Source organism: Variovorax sp. GW821-FHT10D07 (assembly GCF_059415325.1).
In genome coordinates this window covers 100,135-120,906 of the sequence record NZ_JBWKMZ010000007.1, presented here as the reverse complement: position 1 = coordinate 120,906, position 20,772 = coordinate 100,135, and the positions used below count along the sequence as shown (strand labels likewise).

The 20,772-nt window shown below is 68.4% G+C and carries 21 protein-coding genes; 5 read left to right on the top strand and 16 right to left on the bottom strand.

Going from position 1 to position 20,772, the window contains the following annotated elements:
• Together AC07PU_RS21055 and AC07PU_RS21050 are read right to left on the bottom strand one after the other, a co-directional pair.
• Complete coding sequence (locus AC07PU_RS21055; protein WP_495320171.1) at positions 1 to 1,437, bottom strand: MFS transporter; 1,437 nt, start codon at positions 1,435 to 1,437, stop codon at positions 1 to 3.
• Positions 1,438 to 1,461: 24 nt separating this feature from the next.
• Positions 1,462 to 1,935: a nuclear transport factor 2 family protein gene (locus AC07PU_RS21050; RefSeq protein ID WP_495320170.1), complete on the bottom strand. Its 474-nt coding sequence runs from the start codon at positions 1,933 to 1,935 to the stop codon at positions 1,462 to 1,464.
• A 380-nt stretch (positions 1,936 to 2,315) separates the two neighbouring features.
• On the opposite strand from AC07PU_RS21050, the gene AC07PU_RS21045 reads away from it, so the two are divergent.
• A complete protein-coding gene (locus AC07PU_RS21045; RefSeq protein WP_495320168.1) occupies positions 2,316 to 2,888 on the top strand; it encodes a TetR/AcrR family transcriptional regulator in 573 nt (190 codons plus the stop codon).
• A gap of 21 nt (positions 2,889 to 2,909) precedes the next feature.
• On the opposite strand, the gene AC07PU_RS21040 is transcribed toward AC07PU_RS21045, so the two are convergent.
• Positions 2,910 to 3,881, bottom strand: a complete 972-nt coding sequence (locus AC07PU_RS21040) for a helix-turn-helix transcriptional regulator (RefSeq protein WP_495320166.1) — start codon at positions 3,879 to 3,881, stop codon at positions 2,910 to 2,912.
• A 252-nt stretch (positions 3,882 to 4,133) separates the two neighbouring features.
• Here AC07PU_RS21040 and AC07PU_RS21035 point away from each other — a divergent pair, with 252 nt between their 5' ends.
• Genes AC07PU_RS21035 through AC07PU_RS21025 form a run of 3 tightly spaced genes read left to right on the top strand, consistent with a single transcriptional unit; the run spans position 4,134 to position 7,022 of the window.
• A complete protein-coding gene (locus AC07PU_RS21035) occupies positions 4,134 to 4,361 on the top strand; it encodes a hypothetical protein (RefSeq protein WP_495320164.1) in 228 nt (75 codons plus the stop codon).
• Positions 4,362 to 4,365: 4 nt separating this feature from the next.
• Positions 4,366 to 5,883, top strand: a complete 1,518-nt coding sequence (locus AC07PU_RS21030) for a sodium:solute symporter family protein (protein WP_495320162.1) — start codon at positions 4,366 to 4,368, stop codon at positions 5,881 to 5,883.
• A gap of 53 nt (positions 5,884 to 5,936) precedes the next feature.
• Complete coding sequence (locus AC07PU_RS21025) at positions 5,937 to 7,022, top strand: carbon-nitrogen hydrolase family protein (RefSeq protein WP_495320160.1); 1,086 nt, start codon at positions 5,937 to 5,939, stop codon at positions 7,020 to 7,022.
• A gap of 103 nt (positions 7,023 to 7,125) precedes the next feature.
• On the opposite strand, the gene AC07PU_RS21020 is transcribed toward AC07PU_RS21025, so the two are convergent.
• The 12 genes from AC07PU_RS21020 to AC07PU_RS20965 all read right to left on the bottom strand — a co-directional run bounded on the left by AC07PU_RS21020 (position 7,126) and on the right by AC07PU_RS20965 (position 18,760).
• Entirely contained in the window at positions 7,126 to 7,452 is a 327-nt protein-coding gene (locus AC07PU_RS21020; protein WP_093352758.1) for a type II toxin-antitoxin system RelE/ParE family toxin, read from the bottom strand.
• Entirely contained in the window at positions 7,449 to 7,730 is a 282-nt protein-coding gene (locus AC07PU_RS21015; RefSeq protein WP_495320158.1) for a YlcI/YnfO family protein, read from the bottom strand. Before AC07PU_RS21015 ends, AC07PU_RS21020 begins: the two co-directional genes overlap by 4 nt.
• Positions 7,731 to 7,816: 86 nt before the next feature.
• Entirely contained in the window at positions 7,817 to 8,827 is a 1,011-nt protein-coding gene (locus AC07PU_RS21010) for an ABC transporter ATP-binding protein (RefSeq protein WP_495320156.1), read from the bottom strand.
• A gap of 8 nt (positions 8,828 to 8,835) precedes the next feature.
• Complete coding sequence (locus tag AC07PU_RS21005) at positions 8,836 to 9,921, bottom strand: ABC transporter ATP-binding protein (protein ID WP_495320154.1); 1,086 nt, start codon at positions 9,919 to 9,921, stop codon at positions 8,836 to 8,838.
• A complete protein-coding gene (locus tag AC07PU_RS21000) occupies positions 9,918 to 10,844 on the bottom strand; it encodes an ABC transporter permease (RefSeq protein ID WP_495320152.1) in 927 nt (308 codons plus the stop codon). Before AC07PU_RS21000 ends, AC07PU_RS21005 begins: the two co-directional genes overlap by 4 nt.
• 3 nt (positions 10,845 to 10,847) lie before the next feature.
• Positions 10,848 to 11,804 carry an ABC transporter permease gene (locus AC07PU_RS20995; RefSeq protein ID WP_495320150.1) on the bottom strand — a complete coding sequence of 319 codons (957 nt, stop codon included), beginning with the start codon at positions 11,802 to 11,804 and terminating at the stop codon, positions 10,848 to 10,850.
• Positions 11,805 to 11,819: 15 nt separating this feature from the next.
• The gene (locus AC07PU_RS20990) at positions 11,820 to 13,397 is read right to left on the bottom strand and encodes an ABC transporter substrate-binding protein (protein WP_495320148.1); all 1,578 of its coding nucleotides are present in this window, start codon (positions 13,395 to 13,397) and stop codon (positions 11,820 to 11,822) included.
• A 242-nt stretch (positions 13,398 to 13,639) separates the two neighbouring features.
• Positions 13,640 to 14,389: an isochorismatase family protein gene (locus tag AC07PU_RS20985; protein ID WP_495320146.1), complete on the bottom strand. Its 750-nt coding sequence runs from the start codon at positions 14,387 to 14,389 to the stop codon at positions 13,640 to 13,642.
• A gap of 215 nt (positions 14,390 to 14,604) precedes the next feature.
• Positions 14,605 to 15,975, bottom strand: a complete 1,371-nt coding sequence (locus AC07PU_RS20980) for a cytochrome-c peroxidase (protein WP_495320144.1) — start codon at positions 15,973 to 15,975, stop codon at positions 14,605 to 14,607.
• Positions 15,972 to 17,540, bottom strand: a complete 1,569-nt coding sequence (locus tag AC07PU_RS20975; RefSeq protein WP_431513087.1) for a metallophosphoesterase family protein — start codon at positions 17,538 to 17,540, stop codon at positions 15,972 to 15,974. Before AC07PU_RS20975 ends, AC07PU_RS20980 begins: the two co-directional genes overlap by 4 nt.
• 126 nt (positions 17,541 to 17,666) lie before the next feature.
• Positions 17,667 to 18,194 carry a PPC domain-containing DNA-binding protein gene (locus tag AC07PU_RS20970; protein WP_093352756.1) on the bottom strand — a complete coding sequence of 176 codons (528 nt, stop codon included), beginning with the start codon at positions 18,192 to 18,194 and terminating at the stop codon, positions 17,667 to 17,669.
• A 155-nt stretch (positions 18,195 to 18,349) separates the two neighbouring features.
• Positions 18,350 to 18,760 (bottom strand): thioesterase family protein, encoded by a 411-nt coding sequence (locus AC07PU_RS20965; protein ID WP_495320142.1) that lies wholly within the window; start codon positions 18,758 to 18,760, stop codon positions 18,350 to 18,352.
• Positions 18,761 to 18,944: 184 nt separating this feature from the next.
• On the opposite strand from AC07PU_RS20965, the gene AC07PU_RS20960 reads away from it, so the two are divergent.
• Positions 18,945 to 19,871, top strand: a complete 927-nt coding sequence (locus AC07PU_RS20960; protein ID WP_208513754.1) for a transcriptional regulator GcvA — start codon at positions 18,945 to 18,947, stop codon at positions 19,869 to 19,871.
• On the opposite strand, the gene AC07PU_RS20955 is transcribed toward AC07PU_RS20960, so the two are convergent.
• Complete coding sequence (locus AC07PU_RS20955) at positions 19,859 to 20,767, bottom strand: amidohydrolase family protein (protein ID WP_495320139.1); 909 nt, start codon at positions 20,765 to 20,767, stop codon at positions 19,859 to 19,861. The genes AC07PU_RS20960 and AC07PU_RS20955 overlap by 13 nt on opposite strands.
• Positions 20,768 to 20,772: the final 5 nt, after the last annotated feature.

Genomic DNA, 20,772 nt, shown 5'->3' with positions numbered 1-20,772 from the left:
CTAGTTGGGGGCAGGCCGGGGAGCGACACCGATTCCCGACCTCGAAGCGACAACGGAGAAGATGGCCGCAAGGGTCAGACTCGCGCCAATGCAAAGCATGGCGGCAACCAGTGCTTTGGCCATGGAGCTCGCGCTGGGCGAAGTGCCTGCGACCGTGAAGAAGACGCCCCCGATGACTGCGACGCCGAGGGCAGCGCTGATCTGCAAGGCCGAGTTCGTGATGCCGGCAATCATTCCGGAGCCGCTCACCGGTGCACGGTCGATGACCGAGCGCACGAGGGTAGGCAGTGCCCAGCCCTGCCCGAAACCCAGAAGTCCCACCGCAACGATGAGCGGAAGCTGGGCCGGCATTCGTGCGGGGGCGCCGGCAACCAGCGCCGCGAGGTACAGGCATCCGGCCACCTCGAACAGCATGCCGATGGCGGGAACCCACTTGCCGAAGAGACGGACGGCAAGCGGTGTCGTCAAAGGACCGATGAAGAAGCCGACGCCGAACGGCAGGAACACCAGTCCCGTTGCCAGGGGATCCAGACCCAGTGCCGACTGGAGGTAGACGGAGAACACCAGGAAGAAGGCAGAGACGACGTAGAAGAAGAGGACCCCGGCGAGGCCGCTCATCAATCCAGGCATGCGGACCAGGTCGATGCTGACGAGCGGGACGCCGCCTCGTCGAGAGAATGCCTTTTCATAGCGCCAGAAGCTGAATGCAGCGACGGGCGTTGCGATGAGCATGGCGCATGCCCACCATGGCCATCCCCTTTCGCGCCCCTCTACCAGGGGCACGATCAGCAGGCTCAGCGTGAGCGCGCAGAGCAGGACACCGCCCCAATCGATGGGCGCGGGGCTGTCGCCGCGAACGTCCGGCAGCAAAGGCAATCCTCCGATCAGGACCGCAGCCACCACGGGCAGATTGATCAGGAAGATGATTCGCCACTGAAGGTGAAGGATGTCTGCGGAGATCAAGGCGCCGCCCAGTGCTTGCGCGATCACTGCCGCCAGTCCTACGGTGGCGCCATAGAGACCCAGGGCGCGCGAGCGCTCCCGCACGGGAAACAGGGCATGAACGGAGGCCAGCCCCTGGGGGGCCATGGCGGCCGCGCTGAGACCTTGAAGTATGCGTCCGACGATGAGCATCGAAGGCGAGGTGGCGAGGCCGCACAGCAAGGACGTGAGTCCGAAGCCGCTGATGCCCAGCAGGAACATGCGACGTCGGCCGAAGAGGTCGCCGAGCCGTCCACCGGTGATGAGGAAGACCGCGTAAGCCGCCGCATATCCGGAGATCACCAGTTGCAATTCAGCAGCGCTCGTACCGAGGTTGCCCTGAATGGACGGCAGCGCGACATTGACGATGAAGAAGTCGAGCGGAGGCAGAAACGCTCCCACCAGCAACACCGCGAATGCGAGCCACCGACGTGAATCTGAAGTTGGTTCTTGCATGATTCCGATTGCGGCGGTTCTGTTTCAGACGGGACGACCGAAGCGTTCCGTGCCCATGATGGGAGCCCAGTTCTGCAAGGGCGTGGCGAAATGCATCTCGAAGATGCGCTGCTGGAACGCCCAGCGCCCGTCTCTTCGCTGATAGATGTCCTTGTACTGGCCGCTCACTTGCAGCGGTCCCTTCTCGACGTCATAGAAGAGGCAATCCGCCGCGACCAGACCATGGCCGTTGTCGCCGTCGAGCGTGATGATCGAATTCGCCATCCAGTGATGCATGTGCGGCATGCGTTTCATGTTGACGCGTGCCTGCGCCAGGATCGCATCGAGTCCTTCCGCGTTTCCATTGGCGCCAAGGAGCAGCCGCGAGTCGGGATGCCATAGGGTTGCCAGCAGCGCTTCATTCATCGTGTCGAATGCTTCTGCGTAGTTGGCGATCAGGGCATCGATGGCGAAGCGGCTTTCGATGGCGTCGAGGCGAGCTTCAATTTCTTTTGACATGTGGGGTTCTCCGTGAGTGAGCGGTGCGGACACTCTGTGAGCGCACCAAAAAATGTACCAAGTGGTACAGAAATGGGTAAAAAAAGAGCGCGACTTGAGCTACCAGGGGCGTGGAGCCCGCTCCATGCGCGGGCGCCTGGTGTCCAAGTGCACTCTTCGATCGCGTCGATTTAAATATCGATCGGTATAAATATATGACGGCTCCTCGAAGGCTGTCAACGGAACGGTTCAAGACGTCGATTTGCCAGCGGGGATCAGCGGTCTTTGCTTGCCGCTCTATTGTGTATCGACTAGTATGTAATTTTGGACTGGCGGAGATCCTCATGGCTCAGCGAGGTCGACCACGCGCGTTTGATCGCGATGCGGCACTCACCTCTGCCATGCACCTTTTCTGGGAGCATGGCTTCGAATCGACCTCGCTGTCGCAGCTGAAGGCGGCGATGGGCAGTGGAATCTCCGCGCCCAGCTTTTACGCGGCCTTCGAGTCCAAGGAAGCCCTGTACAAGGAGGCGCTGGATCGATACATGGAGATCTATGGCCACTTGACCAGAAGCCTCCACGATCCTTCGCTGGAGCCGCGAGAAGCGGTGTTCCTCGCACTGAAACGTTCGGCAAAGATGCAGTGGGAGGGTGGGCACCCCAAGGGTTGCATGGTCGCGCTGGGCGTGATGGGCGCCTGCTCGTCGGGCAGCGAAACCATCACCGCAATGCTTCGAGATGTGCGCAGTTGCACGCGTGCCGGGTTCCGTGCCTGCGTCGAGCGGGCCATCAAGAGCGGAGAACTGCGCAAGTCCACGAACCCGGCTTCGATGGCCGCCGCGTTCGACAGTTTCTTCCTGGGTCTCTCCGTCCTGGCGCGCGACCGTGTGCGGCTCGCGGTCATCGAGGAGTCCGTGGTCGAAGCCATGGGCATCTGGGATGCCGCGCTGGATCGACCCGATCGTTCAGGCTGAGCTTCGGTCGACCGCGGCCGTTCAAGGCGCGTTCAACAGGCTGGCCAGCTCCGCCTTGTCGGTCAGCCCGAGCTTGATGTAGATCTCGCGCAGGTAGTGCCTGACGGTGGCCGGCGACAGCTGCAGCGCGCGGGCGACTTCCTTGTACGACTGGCCCGAGGAGAACGCGCGCGCGACGTCGGACTCGCGCGGCGTGAGGCGATCGATGGCGCGCAGCTTGCGGATCGAAAGCCGCTGGAGTGCCCCCGCGGCCTCGATCGAGAAGACCAGGTCCGAGAAAACGCTGCGCGCGCCGTCCAGCCGCAAGGCCGAAACCAGCGCCGGCGGCAGCGCTGGCGGCGTCCATGCGGGCCAGATCCGGGTCATGCAGTCCTGGAAGCTCGCCGACTTCTCGATCACGCCCCACTGGAGGTCGACGAAGGCCGACGCCAGCAGTCCGCCGGCCGGCCGCGCATCGGCGCGCTCCTGATTGCGCCCGAGGTTGTGCCGCCAGCCCATGAAGACATGCGGCATGAGGAACTGCTTGGCCCAGGCCTCGGAGGTGTCGAACGCAGGGCTGCGGCCGCCGCGGAACAGCGAGACGAACAGGAAGTCGCCGGGACGCTCCGCGAGCTTGATCGCGGTGCACAGCGCATGCCGGTTGCCGACGCCCGCGTTGATCTCGTACAGGCCCGGCGTGCTGTGGAGCTGGTGGGTGTCGAAGCGCACGGTGTGGGTGGGCGCATCGCTGACGCTGCTGGCCAGGCGGTCGTCGGGCGTGCAGGTGTCCCAGGTCTCGACGTATGACGCCGGCAGGTTGGCCCGGTAGGAGCTCAGCAGGCGAAAGCCGCCTGCGGCGACGGGCGACATGATTCCCCACCACGCGCGATCGAAGCCGATCACGCGATCGATGTCGCTCAGCACGCGCGCCTGGAAGTCCTCCTCCCGCGTCTCGTAGGCCGCCTCGTTGATCCGAAGGATCAGATTGCCGCACTCCTGAAGGTTGTTCAGCATGGGAGTTCCAACTGGGGGCGTTCCAACAAGCAAGCCATATGCCATCGCATGGTGTGGCGGGCCATCCTAGCGTTGCGTTCCCGCCTTGCCAATGCGGCTTGCCCGCCCCCGGGGCCCGTACCCCGTTCATTTGAACGGTGCACGCCGAAGGACAGCGCTCCTAGAGTCCGTCGCGATGCGAAGGATCCGCCTCGCAGACCTCGTACCGGCCCTTTTCCCTCCCGCAGCCCGCGGCCTCCCCGAAAGCCTCCCATGCCCCTTGCGACACTTCCACGGCTACCGGCCTCGATCCGGTGGTGGTTCTTGCTCAATGCGTTGCTGCTCCTGCTGCCGCCCGTGCACTGGCTCGTCAACGATCACCAGGCGCCGATCCTCGGCCTGCCGCCGACCCTCTTCTATTTCCTCGCGCTCAGCGTGTCGATCGCGGCCAGCGTGGTGGCCGCCTATGTCGCCGAATACGACGAAGCGGGAAGGGGGTGAAGCCATGGTGCTGACATTCGGCCTCCAGCTGGCCTTCTTCCTCGTCATCATCTACGTGCTGCACCGCAGCTACCGCAAGGACCGGTCCTTCACCGACTACGCCGTGGGCGGCCGCTCGTTCGGGGCCAACTACCAGGCCATGTCCTTCCTCAATACCTGGTATCCGGGCGCGATGTTCACCGCCTTCGCGGGCCTGGCCGTCAGCGCCGGCGTGATCTCGTTCTACGTGCTGGCCTACAGCCTGATGACGGTGGTGCTGATGTACGCCATGTCGCAGCGCGTGTGGACCTGGGGCCAGCGCTTCGACCTGCGCACGCAGCCCGACCTGTTCGCCCTGCGCTACGACTCCAGGCACATCCGCACCATCGCGGCGCTGATCGGCATCGTGTCGGGCTTCCCCTGGCTGGTGCTCGCGATGCAGGCGATGGGTGGCCTCTTCCACTTCATGTCGCTCGGTGCGCTGCCCTTCTCGGAGGCCGTCATCCTCGGCGTGGTGGTGGTCGCGATCCGCCAGATCTGGACCGTGCGCATGGGCATGCGCGGCGTGATCATCTCGGACATGTACCAGGGCATCGTGGCCTACATCTTCGGCAGCTTGATGCTGTGCGGCCTGGTCGTGTGGTTGTGGACCAGCAAGGGCGTGCGGCTGCAGTCGCTCGATCCCGCGATGTTCTCGCTGCCCTCCTTCGGCTCGAAGGAAGGGCCGCTCTACCTGTTCAGCCTGCTGTTCACGAGCACCATCGGCGGCTGGTGCCTGCCGTTCATCTTCGTGCGCCTGTTCACCGCCGACGGCGTGGCCGCGCTGAAGAAATCGGCGGCCATCGCGATGCCCGCGTCGCTGGTGTTCTGCATCCCCTTGCTGATCTTCGGCATGCTCGCCTCGCAGCTTCCCTCCGTGGCCAGCCACCCGGAGGACGTGTGGTTCATCGTGAGCCAGGAAGCGGGTGGCCTGCTGCTGCTCGGGCTGGCCGGCGTGGTGTTGCTGGCCGCATCGATCGGCCACACCGACGGCAGCATCCAGGCAACGGGCGCGCAGATCGCCAACGACCTGGTCGGGAACTACGCCACGCTGAGCCAGCGGCAGCTGGTTACGGTGTCGAAGATCGGCATGGTGGTCCTCACGGCCCTGGCCGCCTGGGTCGCCTGTCTCAAGCTGCCGGCGCTGTTCACGCTCGCGGTGCTGGCCTACCAGGGCGTCATCCAGCTCGCTGTGCCGCAGTTCCTGGGCATCTTCTGGAAGCGCGGCACCAAGGAAGGGGCGATCGCGGGCATGGTCGTGGGCTTCGCGCTCGTCATCGTGCTCGAGAGCTTCTTCGCACGGCAGCTCGAGGCCGCCTGGGGCCTGACCTCGGGCGTGATCGCGCTGGCCGTGAACCTGGCCATCTACGCCGGCTTCGCATGGCTGCGACCCCACGGCGCGGCCGAGCGCCAGCGCATCGACGGCCTGTTCGGGCTGACCCGCGAGGCCGTGGCCGAGCCGGTGCCGCAGCCGGCGAGCGTCGGTGCCTCCGCGCGCGCCTGAGTCTTCTCCCACCCATCCCCTCATTCACTCATCCTTCGAGGAGCGCTTCGTCCATGAATGCATCCACCGGCGCGCCGTCGCCCCTTTTCCCTCCCAAGTTCCTCGCGGCCGTGGTACAGGCCGCGCCGGGCTTCTGCGACCACGACGCCGCCATCGATCTCACCGTGCGCTACATCGAGGAGGCGGCCGGCAAGGGCGCCGCCATCGTGGCCTTTCCGGAGGACTGGATCCCGGGCTATCCCTGGTGGGTGTGGCTCGACGCGCCGGCCTGGGGCTTCGGCAAGGGATGGGTGCGGCGCTTCTTCGAGAACGCCTTCAGCTACGACAGCGAGGGCGCGCGACGCATCGCCGCGGCCGCGAAGCAGTTCGGCATCTTCGTGTCGCTCGGTGTCGTCGAACGGCTGGGCGCGAGCCTGTACGTCGGCAACTGGATCATCGACGACCGGGGAGAGACCGTTTCGCGCCGGCGCAAGCTCAAGCCGACGCACATGGAGCGCACCGTCTTCGGCGAAGGCGATGGCAGCGACCTCGTGGTGAGCGACACGCCGCTGGGCCGCATCGGCGCGCTCTCCTGCTGGGAGCATCTGCAGCCGCTCACGAAGTTTGCGATGTACAGCCAGAACGAGCAGCTGCACATCGCCGCCTGGCCCGGCTTCAGCCTCTACAAGGAGAACGCCTACGCGCTGGGCGCGGAGGTCAGCCTCGCGGCGACGCAGACCTATGCGCTGGAGGGCGGCTGCTTCGTGCTGGCCCCCTCGGCCGTGACCTCGGCGTCGATGGTGTCGCAGATCTGCGATACGCCGGCCAAGCATGCGCTGTTCACGGTCGGCGGCGGGCACTCCATCATCTACGGGCCGCATGGCAACCCGCTGTCCGAACGCATGCCTGACACCTGGGAGGGCGTCATCTGCGCCGAGATCGACCTGGGCGAGATCGCGGTGGCCAAGGCGGCCGCCGATCCCGCGGGCCACTATGCGCGAGCCGATGTCATGCGGCTGATGATCAACCGGGCACCGAACCACCGGGTTCATGCCTTCGATCTGGCGCTTCAGGCCGAGGGCGGCGCGTCCGGGCAGGCGCCGCGTTTCGACACCGATGCGGTGACCGAGCACGCGGTCGGCGCGAACAGCCCGGCTTGATGAGGCTTCCCGCCCACTCGGCGGGTCATTGACGCTCGTCTCACTTCACCCGAGCGGTGACTCCGTCCGCAAGCCCGAGCCGCGGACCTGCAGCCGCATCGTCTCAGTGGTAGTCCTCTTCGCGCTGATGACGAACGGCCAACACCTTGATTTGCTGCCCGGGAAGGATTTCGTAGAGGGCCACATAGCCTGCGGATCCCAGGCCGACGACCAACTCCCGGCGCGTTGTACGCCTGCCGTCCCCCGCCTTCCGATAAGCCCAAGGATTCTCGGCCAGTCGCGTCTCGATACTGGCGCGAAGCTGGTCCAGTACACGCTGCGCATGGTCCAGTTCTTCCAAGGTCTCCGACCTTGCGACGAGGAATTCAAACAAGCGCTCGAGGTCATCCTCGGCCTGCGGGGTCATCTCGACCCCAAATAACTCGCTCACGTGTTGGGGCTTTGCAGCTCGCGACGTCGCGCATCAATGCGTGCCTGCATGCGATCGAACACTTCGGCCACAGGGTGCGAAACACCAGTTCGTAGATATTCTTGCCAAGCGGCCTCCCCGCGCGCGTAGAACTCCGTCTGGACACGGCGGAAGTCGACGGCGCGGCGCACCGCATCGGCCACGAAGGTGCTGATGGTTTCCTCCGCGCCCAGGACCGCTTCGAGCTCAGCACGCAGTTCCGGCTCCACGCGAACGGCAGGCAAGGTGCATGATTTCATGGCTGAGACTGTATCACATATGTAATGCAACCGCCACCTCGGTCCGCCAAGTTTTGCACGCATGCGCCCACAGCGCCCACAGCGCCTCAGGCCGCGAGCCGCACGCAGCGCGCGAGATGCGCGCGTCCCACCTCGAGGTTCGGCGGCACGCCCATCGCGCAGCGCGGCTGCACCCGGGCGCAGCGCGGCGCGAAGGCGCAACCGGGCGGCAGGTCGTTGAGGTCGGGCACCGAGCCGGGAATCGAATCGAGCGGGCGGCCATCGGTGCCGCCATGCACCGTCGCGCGCAGCAGGCCCTGGGTGTAGGGATGGCGCGGCGCATCCATGACCTCGGCCACCGGGCCCGATTCGACGAAGCGCCCCGCATACATCACGGCGATGCGGTCGGCGACTTCGCAGGCCACCCCGAGGTCGTGGGTGACGAAGATGGTGGCCATGCCGAGCTCCTGCTGCAGCTGGCGCAGCAGCAGCAGGATCTGGATCTGTACCGTGGCGTCGAGCGCGGTGGTCGGTTCGTCGGCCAGCAGCAGCCGCGGGCGGCAGGCCAGCGCCAGCGCGATCATGGCGCGCTGGCGCAGCCCGCCCGACAGCTCGTGCGGGTAGGCCTCGAGGCGCCGCTGCGCGGAGGGGATCTGCACCAGCTCGAACAGCTCCAGCGCGCGCCGATGGCCGTCCTTCACCGAGACGCCGTCGTGGCAGGCCACGGTCTCGGCGATCTGGCGGCCGATGCGGAACACCGGGTCGAAGGCCGTCATCGGTTCCTGGAACACCATCGATACCAGTCCGCCGCGCACGCTGCGCAGCCGCGAGGCCGGCAGGTCGAGGATGCGGATGCCGTCGATCAGAATTTCGCCACCGATGCGCGCGGTCGGCGGGAACAGCCGCATCAGCGCGCGCAGGGTCACGCTCTTGCCCGAACCCGATTCGCCGAGCAGGCAGAGCACCTGGCCGCGGTGCACGTCGAAGCTGACGCCGCCGACCACCGGGATGTCGAGGTCGCGCGAGACGAAGCGCACCGTGAGGTCGCGTACCTGGACCAGCGGCGCGTCGGCCGAGGGTGCGGGCGCGGAGGGGAGGGGGGAGGAGTGGGAGGGCATGGTCCTGCTCACGATCGATTCGGATTCGAAGGGCCGGCGAGGCTGTGGCCCGAGCCCGCCGTGCAGGCGTGGCAGGCGACCACGTGGCCCGCCTCGGCGCTGGCGAGCGGCGGTTCGGCCGCCGCGCACACGGGCTCGGCGATCGCGCAGCGGGTGCGGAAGCGGCAGCCCGAGGGCGGGTCGACCGGGTTTGGCGGATCGCCCGCGAGCGGCGCCTTCTCGATGCGCCGGCGCGGGTCCATCGAGAGGCGTGAAGCCAGCAGGCCCTGGGTGTACGGATGCAGTGGCGCCTCGTAGAGCCGCCCGGCCGGCGCCACCTCGATCACCTTGCCGAGGTACATCACCATCACGCGGTCGCTGACGTGGCGCACCACGTTGAGGTCGTGCGAGATGAAGAGATAGGTCAGGCGCAGCCGGCGCTGGAGCTCCTGCAGCAGGTTGAGCACCTGGGCCTCCACCGACTTGTCGAGCGCCGAGACGGCCTCGTCGAGGATCAGCACGCGCGGACCCAATGCCAGCGCGCGCGCGATGTTCACGCGCTGGCGCTGGCCGCCCGAGAGTTCGTGCGGATAGCGCTGCGCGAACAGGTCGGGCGCGAGGCCGACCAGTCCGAGCGTCTCGCGCGCGCGTTCGCGCGCCATGGCGGTGGGCGTGCCGGCGGCCTTGAGGCCGAACATCACCGAGTCCTCGATGGTCAGCCGCGGGTTCAGCGAGGCATGGCTGTCCTGGAACACCATCTGCATCTTCTTGCGCATCGCGCGCGTGGCCGCGCTGGTGGCGTGGCCGGCCACGTGGCCGTCGACCTCGACCACGCCTTCGTCGGGTTCGATCAGACGCATCAGCAGCCGTGCCGAGGTGGACTTGCCGCAGCCCGATTCGCCGACGATGCCGAGCGTCTCGCCGTCGTGGACCTCGAAGCCGATGCCGTCCACCGCCTTGACGTGGGCGGTGACGCGCCCGAGCAGGCCGGACTTGAGCGGGAAATGCTTGCGCAGCCCCGCGACGCGCAGGATGACTGGGCGCGGCGCGGCCTCGGGTGGCACTTCGGGTGGCGCATCGGTGGGCACGGGGGTGGGGTGCGGGAGGGAGTTCATGCGTGCACGTCCATGGCCGCGCGAAGGCCGTCGCTGATGAGGTTGGAACAGATCGAGGTCAGGAAGATCATCACGCCCGGCAGGATGGCGTTGAGCGGCGCGACGTAGATCGACTGGCGCAGCGTGTTGAGCATCAGCCCCCACTCGGCTTCGGGCGGCACCACGCCCAGGCCCAGGAAGCTCAGGCCGGAAGCGATCACGATCGACACGCTGACCAGGCTCGAGGCATAGATCAGAATCGGCCCGAGCACGTTGCTCAGCACATGGCCGAGCACGATGCGCAACGCCGAGGCGCCGGTGGCGCGCGCCGCGTCCACGTAGTCCTGCGAGCGCACCTGGGTGGTCACGCTCTCGGCTACGCGCGCGATCGGAGGCACGAAGATCAGCGTGAGCGACACCAGGCTGTTGAGCATGCCCGCGCCGAGCACGCCCGAGATCGCGACCGCCAGCAGCACCGAGGGAAAGGCGTAGAACACGTCGACGACGCGCATGATCGCCATGTTGAGCGCGCCGCCCGCGTAGCCCGCGACGATGCCGAGCGTGGCGCCGATCGCCGTGGCGAACAGCACCGGCATGAAGCCCATGAACAGCGAGTTGCGCCCGCCGTGCAGCAGGCGCGAGAGCAGGTCGCGGCCGAGCTCGTCGGTGCCGAGCCAGTGGCTGGCGTCGCCCGGCGGCAGCAGCCGCCGCGTCATGCTGGTGGCGAAGGGGTCGTGCGGCGCCACCCAAGGCGCGAACACGGCCAGCGCGATCACCAGCAGCAGCACGGCCAGGCAGGTCAGCGTGAGCGGATCGCGCGCGAGCCGGCGCGCCACCTGCTGCCAGAAGCTGCGCGAGACCGGGCGCCGCGATGCGGCTGCGGGAGCGGGCACGGCAGATGCCGATGGCACGGCCGCGGGACGAAGAGGAAGAATCCGGTTCATGACTCAGCTGCGCTTGATGCGCGGATCGAACATCGTCTGGACCAGGTCCACGGCGAGGTTGATGAAGACGAAGAACATCGACAGCACGAGGATGGTTCCCTGCAGCACCGGCAGGTCGCGCGTGAAGATGGCGGTGTTGAGCAGGAAGCCGGTGCCTGGCCACGAGAACACCGTCTCCACCAGGATCGAGCCGCCGAGCAGCTGCGCGAGCTGCAGGCCGGCAATGGCCAGCACCGTGGGTGCCGCGTTCTTCACGATGTGCATGAACACGCCGAAGGGCGGCAGCCCCTTGGCATGGAGCGTCTGCACGAACTCGCGCTTGCGCACCTCGGCGACCGTGCTGCGCACCGTGCGCGCCACGATGCCGGCCGGGATCACCGCCATCGCGATCGCGGGCAGCACCAGCGCGCGCAGGCTGTCGGCGCTCAGCGAGAAGGTGGTGTCGGCGCCCTGCGAGCCCATGCCCATCGCGGGCAGCAGGCCCAGGTTGACCGAGAACACCACCACCAGCACCATGCCGAGCCAGTAGTGCGGAATGCTCACGCCGGTGACCGCCACCGTGGTCACCGCGCGGTCGAGCGTGCTGCCGCTGCGAAAGCCCGCCACCAGCCCGAGCAGCAGGCCCGCCGACATGCCCAGCAGCGTGGCGGCCGCGGCGAGCGCGAAGGTGTTGACCACCGCGGGCGCCACCTCGTCGAGCACCGGGCGGCGCGTCACCGTCGACTGGCCGAAGTCGCCGGTGAGCACGTGGCCCAGCCATTTGAGGTATTGCTCGGGCAGCGAGCGGTCGAAGCCGTAGGCGGCGCGCACCTCGGCCACCAGTTGCGGACTGGCGCTCTCGGGCAGCACCGCGCTCAGCGGATCGCCCGGTGCCAGGTGGATCAGCGCGAAGCAGAACAGCGACACGCCGATCGCGATCGGCACGGTGTAGAGCAGGCGGCGCAGGAAGTAGACGAACATGGCGGTGCCCGGCGCTCAGTCCACCACGACCGGCGTCAGGTCCTGGATCCAGCTCTGCGCCTGCACGAAGCCCTTGACGCGCGGCGACAGCGCGCGCGGGTTCACGTCGTGCACGACCCAGATCCACATCGCCTGGTCGACGATGCGCGCATGCAGCTCGGCCAGGATGCGGTCCTGCTCCTTCGGATCGAAGGTGGTGCGCGCGCGCGTCACCAGCTCGTCGGCCTTCGGGTCGTTGAAACGACCCCAGTTGTAGCCCGTGGGCACCGGCTCGAACGAGGCCGCGGTCTTGATCAGCGCGATGTCCGGGTCCCAGAAGCCCCAGCTGTTGTTGACGCCATGGCGGCCCTTGTTCTCGGGCGCCCAGGCGCCGGCGCGGCGGCGCGCGCGCAGCGCTTCCCAGTCCATCACCTCGAACTCGAGGTCGATGCCGACCTGCTTGTAGTTCTCCTTGATCAGCTCGTTCATCGACAGCGGCTGCATCTGGCCCGAGCCCGAGGGCGCGATCACGATCTTGATGCGCGCCGGGTTGCTCTTGCTGTAGCCCGCCTCGGCCAGCAGCCTGGTGGCGGCGGCCGGGTCGTACTTGATGTCGAAGGCCGGGCTGCCGAACCACGGATGGCCCGGCGTGACCATGCCCTTGGCCGGTAGCGCGAGCCCGCCCAGCAGCTTCACCATGCCCTCGCGATCGATTGCGAGGTTGGCGGCCTTGCGCACGCGCACGTCCTTCAGCGGCGAGTCGTCGAGCAGGCTGATCTGGTAGGCCCAGACATGCGGGTACTTGTTGGTCACGATCTGCATGCCGGCCTGCCGCAGCCGCGGCACCGCGTCGGGCGGCGGCGCTTCCACCCAGTCGACCTGGCGCGACAGCAGCGCGGCCACGCGCGTGTTCGGATCGGGCATCGGCAGCAGCACCAGGCGGTCGGATTTCGGCACCCGCGCCGCGTCCCAGTACTGCGCGTTGCGGACCAGCTCGGCGCGCTCGCGCGGCACCAGCTTCTGCAAGATCCACGGGCCGGTGCCCGAGGGCTGGGCGGCGAACTTGTTCCAGTCCTTGCCCACCTCGGCCCAGCGCTTCGGGCTCGAGAAGAAGATGTTGACCAGGTTGTAGGGCAGCACCGCATCGGGCTTGGCGGTGCGGATCTGCACCGTGTGGTCGTCGACCTTGGCCCAGCCGCTGATCGCGCTGTAGTACTGCGAGCCCTGGGTCGATTGGGCCTGGTCGAACTGCGGCGCGTCGCGCTTCATCAGCTTCTCGAGGTTCCAGACCACGGCGTCGGCGTTGAACTCGGAACCGTCGTGGAACTTCACGCCGCGGCGCAGCTTGAAGGTCCACAGCGTCTTGTCGGTGGCCGAGACCGACCAGCTCTCGGCCAGCGCGGGCCGCAGCACCGCCGTCTTGTCCGCGCTCGACAGGTCCCAGTTCACGAGCGAGTCGTAGACCGTGCCGCCCATGAAGCGCAGCCCCTCGGTGCCCTGACTCGGCTGTCCAGTGGTCAGCGGGATGTCGGCCACGGTCATGCCGACGCGCAGGACCTTCTCGGCCAGCGCCGACAGCGGCAGCAGGCCCGCCGCGAACAGGGATGCGGCCAACAGCCGCGACGCGAAAGCGCGAGTTCTCGATCTCATATGTGCTCCTCTACGATTCGATGCGACCCCGCTGGCATCGGCTCGGCGGCCGTGCCTCGCGGGGCGGGTGGTGATGCCAAGGGGCAGGTTCCGTGCCAGCGGAACCAAGGCCGCGCGGCGCCCGGTAGCCGCCGGGTCTGTCTGCCGCGCAGACAGATCGGGCGTCTCGGCTGTCGCGCGCGCGTACAGCCGGACACCCGGAACCATCAGGCCATCGCGGGCTGCCCGTCGGGCAGTTCGAACTGGCCGGCGGGCAAGGTGCCGAGATAGTCGAGCAGCTCCGCGGTCTTCACCACGTCCGCGTACTTCGCGTGCATGTCGCACAGGTTGATCGCGTGGCTGGCCTGCGCGCGGTCGAAGCAGCCGTCCTCCGCCACCGCCACGCGGTAGTTGAGGCTGAAGGCGTCGATCACCGTCGCGCGCACGCAGCCCGAGGTGGTGGTGCCGGTCACGATCACGCTGTCGCAGCCCAGCAAGGTGAGATAGCTCGCGAGGTTGGTGCCGAAGAAGCCCGAGGGCTTCTGCTTGAGGACCACGAGGTCGCGCGGCCCCGGCGCGATCTCGGCGACGATCTCGTTCGCGCCGCGCGAGGACTTCGCGATCTGCTCGCCGTCGTCGCTCAGGCGCGCATCCTTCCAGCGCCAGCTGCCGCCATCCCAGCTGTCGGCGCGGCGCACGCCGGTGGTGTAGATCACCGGCACACCGCGTTCGCGGCTCTTGTCGATCAGGGCGCGGATGTGCGGGATCGCGAGCCAGGCGTCCTCGCCGCAGGAGGTGTGCCAGTTGCGTATCGATTCGAGGATCGGCACCGGCTTCTCATCGCAGAAGGCATAGCTCACGTCGATGACCAGCAGCGCCGGCCGCTTGCCGAAGCCGCCCCTGGCGCCGAAGCCGGAGGTGGCGAAGACCGCCTTGTCGCGCGCGGTCAGGAACTGGTCCCATAGAGGTTCTTGCATGTTCGAGGCTCCAGGTGATGTTGAGAGCCAGTCGTTCTGCAATCGCCATGCCCCGGTCGCCGTCCGCGCCCCGCACGCAGTGCCCGCACCCCGTTTTCCCTCTGAAGCAGCGCCGTCGCGCGTGCGAATCCGGTGTGTCGTCGCCTCGCCCGCCGTGTGTGCGGGAACGACACCGGCGCGCCCGGTGTGCGCGTGGTCGACAGCCGCCGTCGGCGCTACCGGGTCGCGCGCGCGTTCGCCACCGCGGCAACGCCGGGCGCGCGCATGGCCGCCTCGTAGCGCGCATCGGTCAGCGTGCCGAGGAAGGCGCTGATCGCGTCGATCTCCTCGTCGCTCAGCCCTGGCGTGCTGCCCGCGCGGCGGTTCATCGGCGTCGAGTTCACGTTGATGTTCGCGCGATGCGCGGCGGGCACGTCGTCGAAGGTGGCGTGGCCGTGGTACCACTTGGCCGGATCGGTCGAACGCGTGGCGTAGAAGGCCACCGCCTCGCGCAGCGTGGCGAAGGTGCCGTTGTGCATGAAGCTCTGGCGCACCGCGACGTTGCGCAGGCCCGGGGTGCGGAAGTAGCCGCACCACTGGCCGGGATCGGGCCAGCGCAATTGCGAGGCGGTGCGGCAGAGCCCGTTGTCGAAGTGGCGCGCATCGCGGTTCGCGGGCAACGCCAGGTTGCGCGGCACGGCGATCGCGTCGTAGCCGAAGTCGGTGAACAGCGAGCGCTCGGGCCGGCTCGCGGTGTCCGAGAGCGTATGGCAGGACATGCAGTTGCCCTTGTCCGGATTCTTGAACAGCGCCAGGCCGCGCATCTCCTGCGGCGTCAGCGGCGTGCGTTGGCGCAGGTAGTCGTCGAAGCGCGAGCTGAAGGGCGCCATCTCGTCGCTCTGGAGGTAGGCCTGCAGCGCCAGGCCGATGCCCTGGACCATGCGCTGCGGATCGCGCAGCACCTCGGGTCCCAGCGCTTGCGACAGCGCCGGCGCGAGCTCGGTGGCGCGTACCTTGCGCAGCAGGCTGCGCGGCGAGGCGTTGTTCATCTCGTCGGGATCGAACAGCGGGCCGCGGACCTGCTCGGCCAGCGTGTCGGCGCGGCCGTCGGCGAACAGGCCGCCGAACGGCGATGCGTAGGGCGCGTCGTCGTCCTGGTAGAAGTGGCGCCGCGGCACGTAGCGCACGTACAGCAGCGAGGGCGCGGTGCGCGCGCTGAAGCGGCCCGCGCGGCTGCCCTGCGGCGTGCGCGGCCCCGCGAGCGATGGCGCATTCAGCGTCGACGTGAAGGCGCGCAGCGGGTCGTGGCAACCGGCGCACGACAGCCCTTGCGGCTGCGACAGCCGAGTGTCGAAGAAGAGGCGCTTGCCCAGGGCCGCCAGCGCGGGATCGGGCCGGAACACGGACGCCGTGGGGTCGACGCGCGCGGCGAGCTTCGGCGTGGCGCCGATGTGCTCGATCACCTGGCTCGCGGGGCCGCCCGGGCCGATGACCTGCATCGATCCGGGGGCGGCGCCCGCGGCCCCCACGATCCATCCAAGGCAGGCCGCGCCCAGGGCGAGCGCGGCGCCCGCGAGCGGGGGGAAGCGCGTCGAGCGCCGCGTCACGGCGTCAGGAAGCCGGTCTTGTCGCAGCTCAGCGCCCGACCGGTCTGCCCGCAGGTGGCGAGCAGCTTGCCGGCCACGGTGTAGGCCTTGAAGGTCCAGCCCACGTCGGGCGACTTCTTGCGCTCCATCAGCATGAAGCCGAAGGTGTTGTGGTGCGTGATGCGGTCGATCGTCACGCCCGGCGCGGGGGTAGTACCGGCGGGCAGCGGGTCGGGCAGCGCCACATCCAGGTTGTCGCCGCCGTTGCCCGTCACCACGGTGGCCGGATGGTCGGTGGCGAAGTTCAGCGCCTGGAAGTCATGCACGTGGCCGTGCAGCGCGATGTGCACGCCGCTCGGGTAGTAGGCCTTCGCATAGAGGTTGTTCATCACGGACTGCAGCGCGAGGTTGCCCGGCGCGGGCGTCGCGCCCGCCACCGGCGCGAAGGCCAGGATCGGGTGATGGTTGGTGAAGATGGTGGTGCTCATGCCCGGCTTCGCCGCCAGCGCCGCCACGGCCTGGAACTGCTTCTGGTAGGCGATGAACTGCGGGTCGTCGGTCTTCAGCGCCGCCTTGCCGGCCTTGGCCGAGTCGAACACGATGACCTGCGAGCCGCCGCCCAGCGAGACGGCATAGGGCTCGGCATAGTTGCCCGTGCTGTCGTTGGCCGGGTCGTTGCACGAGCGTTTGTCGGCGTAGGCGCGCGTGTCGAGGAAGCGGTACCAGCCCTGGCCGCCGCGCGCGCACTCCTCGTGGTTGCCGCGCACCAGCACCCAGGGGGCTTTCGCGAGCAGCGGCGCGGCGGGCCTGAAGAAGTCGGCCTGCCAGGTGTCCCAGCCATAGCCCCAGGGGCTGCCCTTGCAGCCGGCCACGTCGGCCGGGCAGGCGTTCTCGCGGTAGTGGTAGTCGCCGATGTGCAGCACCAGGTCGGGATCGAAGCCGGCGGCGGTGGCGGCCAGTGGCGCGAACGGCCACACGCTGCTGTCGTTGCAGGGCTGGTAGGCGTTGTCGGCCTTCTTCAGGCGGCAGCCGGTGTCGGCCAGCACCAGGATGCGCTGCGGCTCGGCCTTGGGCAGCGGCAGCGCGCGGCTGCCGACGGCGACCTGCTTCGCTCCCGCGGGCAGGGTCGCCTCGCAGGTCGACACCGGAAATTCCGAAGGCTTCGAGTCGGCGGGATCGCTGGCCGTGGTGCGCAGCGGCATCGAGCCCGCGCCGATGCGCAGGCTCATGCGGCTGGCCTTGCCGTCGACCGTGATCTGCGGGCAGGTGGCGTTCGCATCGGCCGCCGTGTCGGCGGCGGGCGCGGCGTAGCTGGTGATGACGCGCGCGAAGGCCGCGTTGCCGTCGCCGATCTCGACCCAGGCGGCCTGCAGGTTGGCGTCGGCCGTGGCCGCGTCGGGCGCGGGCGGCGGCGCGGAAGCCGGCGGCGCCGCGGGCGCACCGGCCACCGGAACGAAGCTGCTCGAGGAGCCGCCGCCGTTGCATGCCTGCAGGGCGGCGAATGATGCGAGCGCGGCGAAGGCGGCGAGCCAGCGCAGGCGGCGTGCGTCGAGCCGCGCGCGCGGCGTCGTGGGAGTGGCGTGCATGGGGATCCCTCTGTTGTGGGTTGTTGTCGTGGGTCCCCGGAAGATACGAAGCCAACATGCAAGCCGTGTTACAGCGCCGTGTCACCGGCCCGCGCCAGCCCCGCCCCTTTCACGTCCGCATGCCGTTTACTTCGCGCCCGGATGCAGCCCCAGCACATTCGCCCCGATGGCAGGATCGACGAAGCGCTCGAGCCGCTGCGGGTGCAGGATCACCGTGATCTCGCACGAGCCCGTGCCCACCGTCAGCCCCAGCAGGTGGCCGCCCGCGCCGATGAAGCTGCCGTCGGTCACGATGCCGTGGGCATGGATCGAGGGCTTGCCTTCCTTCCAGGCGATCGAGCCCGTGAGGTTGGCGAGTTCCACGTCCTTGAAGGTCTTCGGGTTGAAGACCTTCTTCGCGAAGTCGTAGAAGCCGAAGGTGGCCTCGCGCATGAAGCCGATGCCCACGATGCTGGCGCTCGGTATCTGCTCGACCACGGCGAGGCGCTCGAGGTGCGCGAGCACGTCGTCGCCGTTGCGCAGCACCATCAGGTAGCCGGTGGGCGTGCGCGTGACCTTGCCGGTCAGGTCCTGCGCGCCGGCCGAGGCGCTGAAGGCGAGCGAGGCACAGGCGGTGGCCAGTGCGAAGAGGGCGGAGGCGAGGGTCTTGAACATCGGTCTGTCTCGTTTCTTTTTGAAGATGCAACCAGGTTGCGGATTCGGCTTTCGCCGCACGGGTGAGGAACGGCCGCACGCCCGCACCGAAAGTGCTGGCGCGCCGCTGTCCGGCACGGGGAGTCGCAGGCCGGGGCCCGCGGAAGATCAGGAACTCACGAGGCGTTCGTGCTCTGGGCGACGGCCGCATGCACCTTGGCGCGCAGCCGCGCGACGTCGACGACGAAGCGGCTGTGCGTGCCGCTCGCGACTTCCTTGTCGCCTTCGTGCACCGTGAACTCGAAGTCCACGCCGCGGCCGTCGACCGCGCGCACGCGCGCCTCGATGCGCACCGGCTGGCCCAGCAGCGTGGCGCCCACGTGCTTCAGCGCGATCGCGGTGCCGACCGAGGATTCGCCCGCGCCCACGTGGTCGAGCAGGAAGTCGAGGCAGGTCTGCTCGACGTCGCGCACGAGCTCGGGCGTGGCATAGATGCGCAGGTCCTCGCCGAGGAAGTCGACGGTGCGCGGGCGGTCGATCACGAGTTCGCGGCGGGTGAGGGCGCCTGCGCGCAGTTCTGGGTTCATGAAGGTTGGTCCGAAAGCGTTGAGCGTCAATTGACGTTGTCCCGACTGGCCGTGCGTCGGTGCGAAGGGCAGTCTAGGAATCGCGGCGCGGCGCGGCAAACGAGTTTTTCTCGAAGCATTGCGTAGAAAATATTGAAGGCCCGCGCCTCCGCTCCGTGCCCGCTCCCGAAGGAATACGTCCACCATGTCGCGCCCCATTCCCCCGCTCAATCCGCTGCGTGCCTTCGAGGTCGCGGCGCGGCACCTGAGCTTCACGCGCGCGGCCGACGAGCTCTTCGTCACGCCCTCGGCCGTGAGCCACCAGATCAAGACGCTCGAGGAGAACCTCGGCATCGCGCTGTTCGTGCGCGACACCAAGTCGCTCGCGCTCACCGCCGCCGGCAAGGCCTACCTGCCGGGCATCCAGGAAGCCTTCAAGCAGGTGATGTATGCGACGCAGCAGCTGCGCCAGTCGCAGGGCACGCCCTCGCTCAAGATCAACCTGCCGCCGACCTTCGCGGTCAAGTGGCTGATCCCGCGCATGCGCCGCTTCATGCAGGCCTACCCCGACATCGACCTCGAGATCTCGACCTCCAAGCACATGGTCGACTTCACGCGCGAGGACTTCGACATGGCGGTGCGCTACGGCCGCGGCATCTACCCGGGCCTGCACTCCGAGCTGTGCCTGCCGGTCGAGGTGTTCCCGGTCTGCAGCCCGGCGCTGATGCAGGGCGACCATCCGCTGCGCACGCCGGCCGACCTCAAGCACCACGTGCTGCTGCACGACAACAGCACCTACAGCGACGTGAGCAACCCCGACTGGGGCATGTGGCTCGAGCACGCGGGCGTGAGCGACGTGGACGTGACGCGCGGCCCCTCGTTCTGGCCCAGCCACCTGGTGATCGCCGCCGCGGTCGACGGGCTCGGCGTGGCGCTGGTGAAGAAGAATTGGGTGATGAAGGACCTGGCCGACGGTCTGCTGGTGCGGCCCTTCGACGTCACGCTGCCGGTGGAGTTCTCCTACTTCATGGTCTACCCGCAGGACCGCGCCGCCGATGCGCGCATCGCGGCCTTCGTGTCATGGGTGCACGAAGAGCGCGCGAAAGACGAGGCGGCCGCTCAGAGCCTGTAGAGCCGCACGGCGTTGTCGTGCAGCAGCTGCCGGCGTTCCGTGTCGGAATGCCCAGCGATGGCCGCGAGAAAGCCGCGCAGGATCGTCTCGTAGCTGGCCACGAGGCTGTCGACCGGGAAGTTGCTCGCGAACATGCAGCGCGACGCGCCGAAGATCGCGATCGCATCGCGCATCAGCGGCACGTTGGCCTCCTCGGTCCATGGCAGGCCGCGTTGGCCCAGGCCCGAGATCTTGATCGCGGTGTTGGGCGCATCGGCCAGCCGCTCGAGCGCGCGGCGCCAGCCCGCGAGGCCCTCGGCGCTGCGGTCCGCGGGCAGGCCGCTGTGGTTGAGGATCAGCAGCGTGCGCGGAAAGTCGCGCGCGAGCTGTGCGGCCTGGTCGAGGTTCCACCAGGGCGCCTGCAGGTCGAACGAGAGCCCGTGCGTTTCGAGCAGCGCATAGCCCGCGCGCCAGCGCGGATCGTCCATCGAGCCCGCCACGCCGCGCGCGGCCTCGGCGGCCGTTGGGGCCGTCACCGGCTTGTGGCGGATGCCGCGCACCAGCGCGAACGCGGCCTGCGCCGCGAGCACCTCGGCCACGTCGCCACGATCGAGCGCCGCATGCGCGACGATCGCCGAGAGCCGGCCCTCGGTGGCCGCGAGGCCGGTGAGCCAGCGGGTCTCGGCCACCGGATCGGTGCGTTCCCATTCGGCCTCGATGTGCACCGTGCGCGCCGGCGCGAAGCCGCGCGTGTCGCGCGCGAGATCGGCCGGCAGGTAGTTGCGCTTCAGCGCCGAGTAGTCGCCGTAGCGGAAGTTCGGCACCGTCTCGCCCTGCAGCCAGGGATAGGGATGCGCATCGAGGTGCCAGAAGTGCTGGTGCGCGTCGACGAAGGGTTCGCTGAATTCGAAAGCCATCGCGC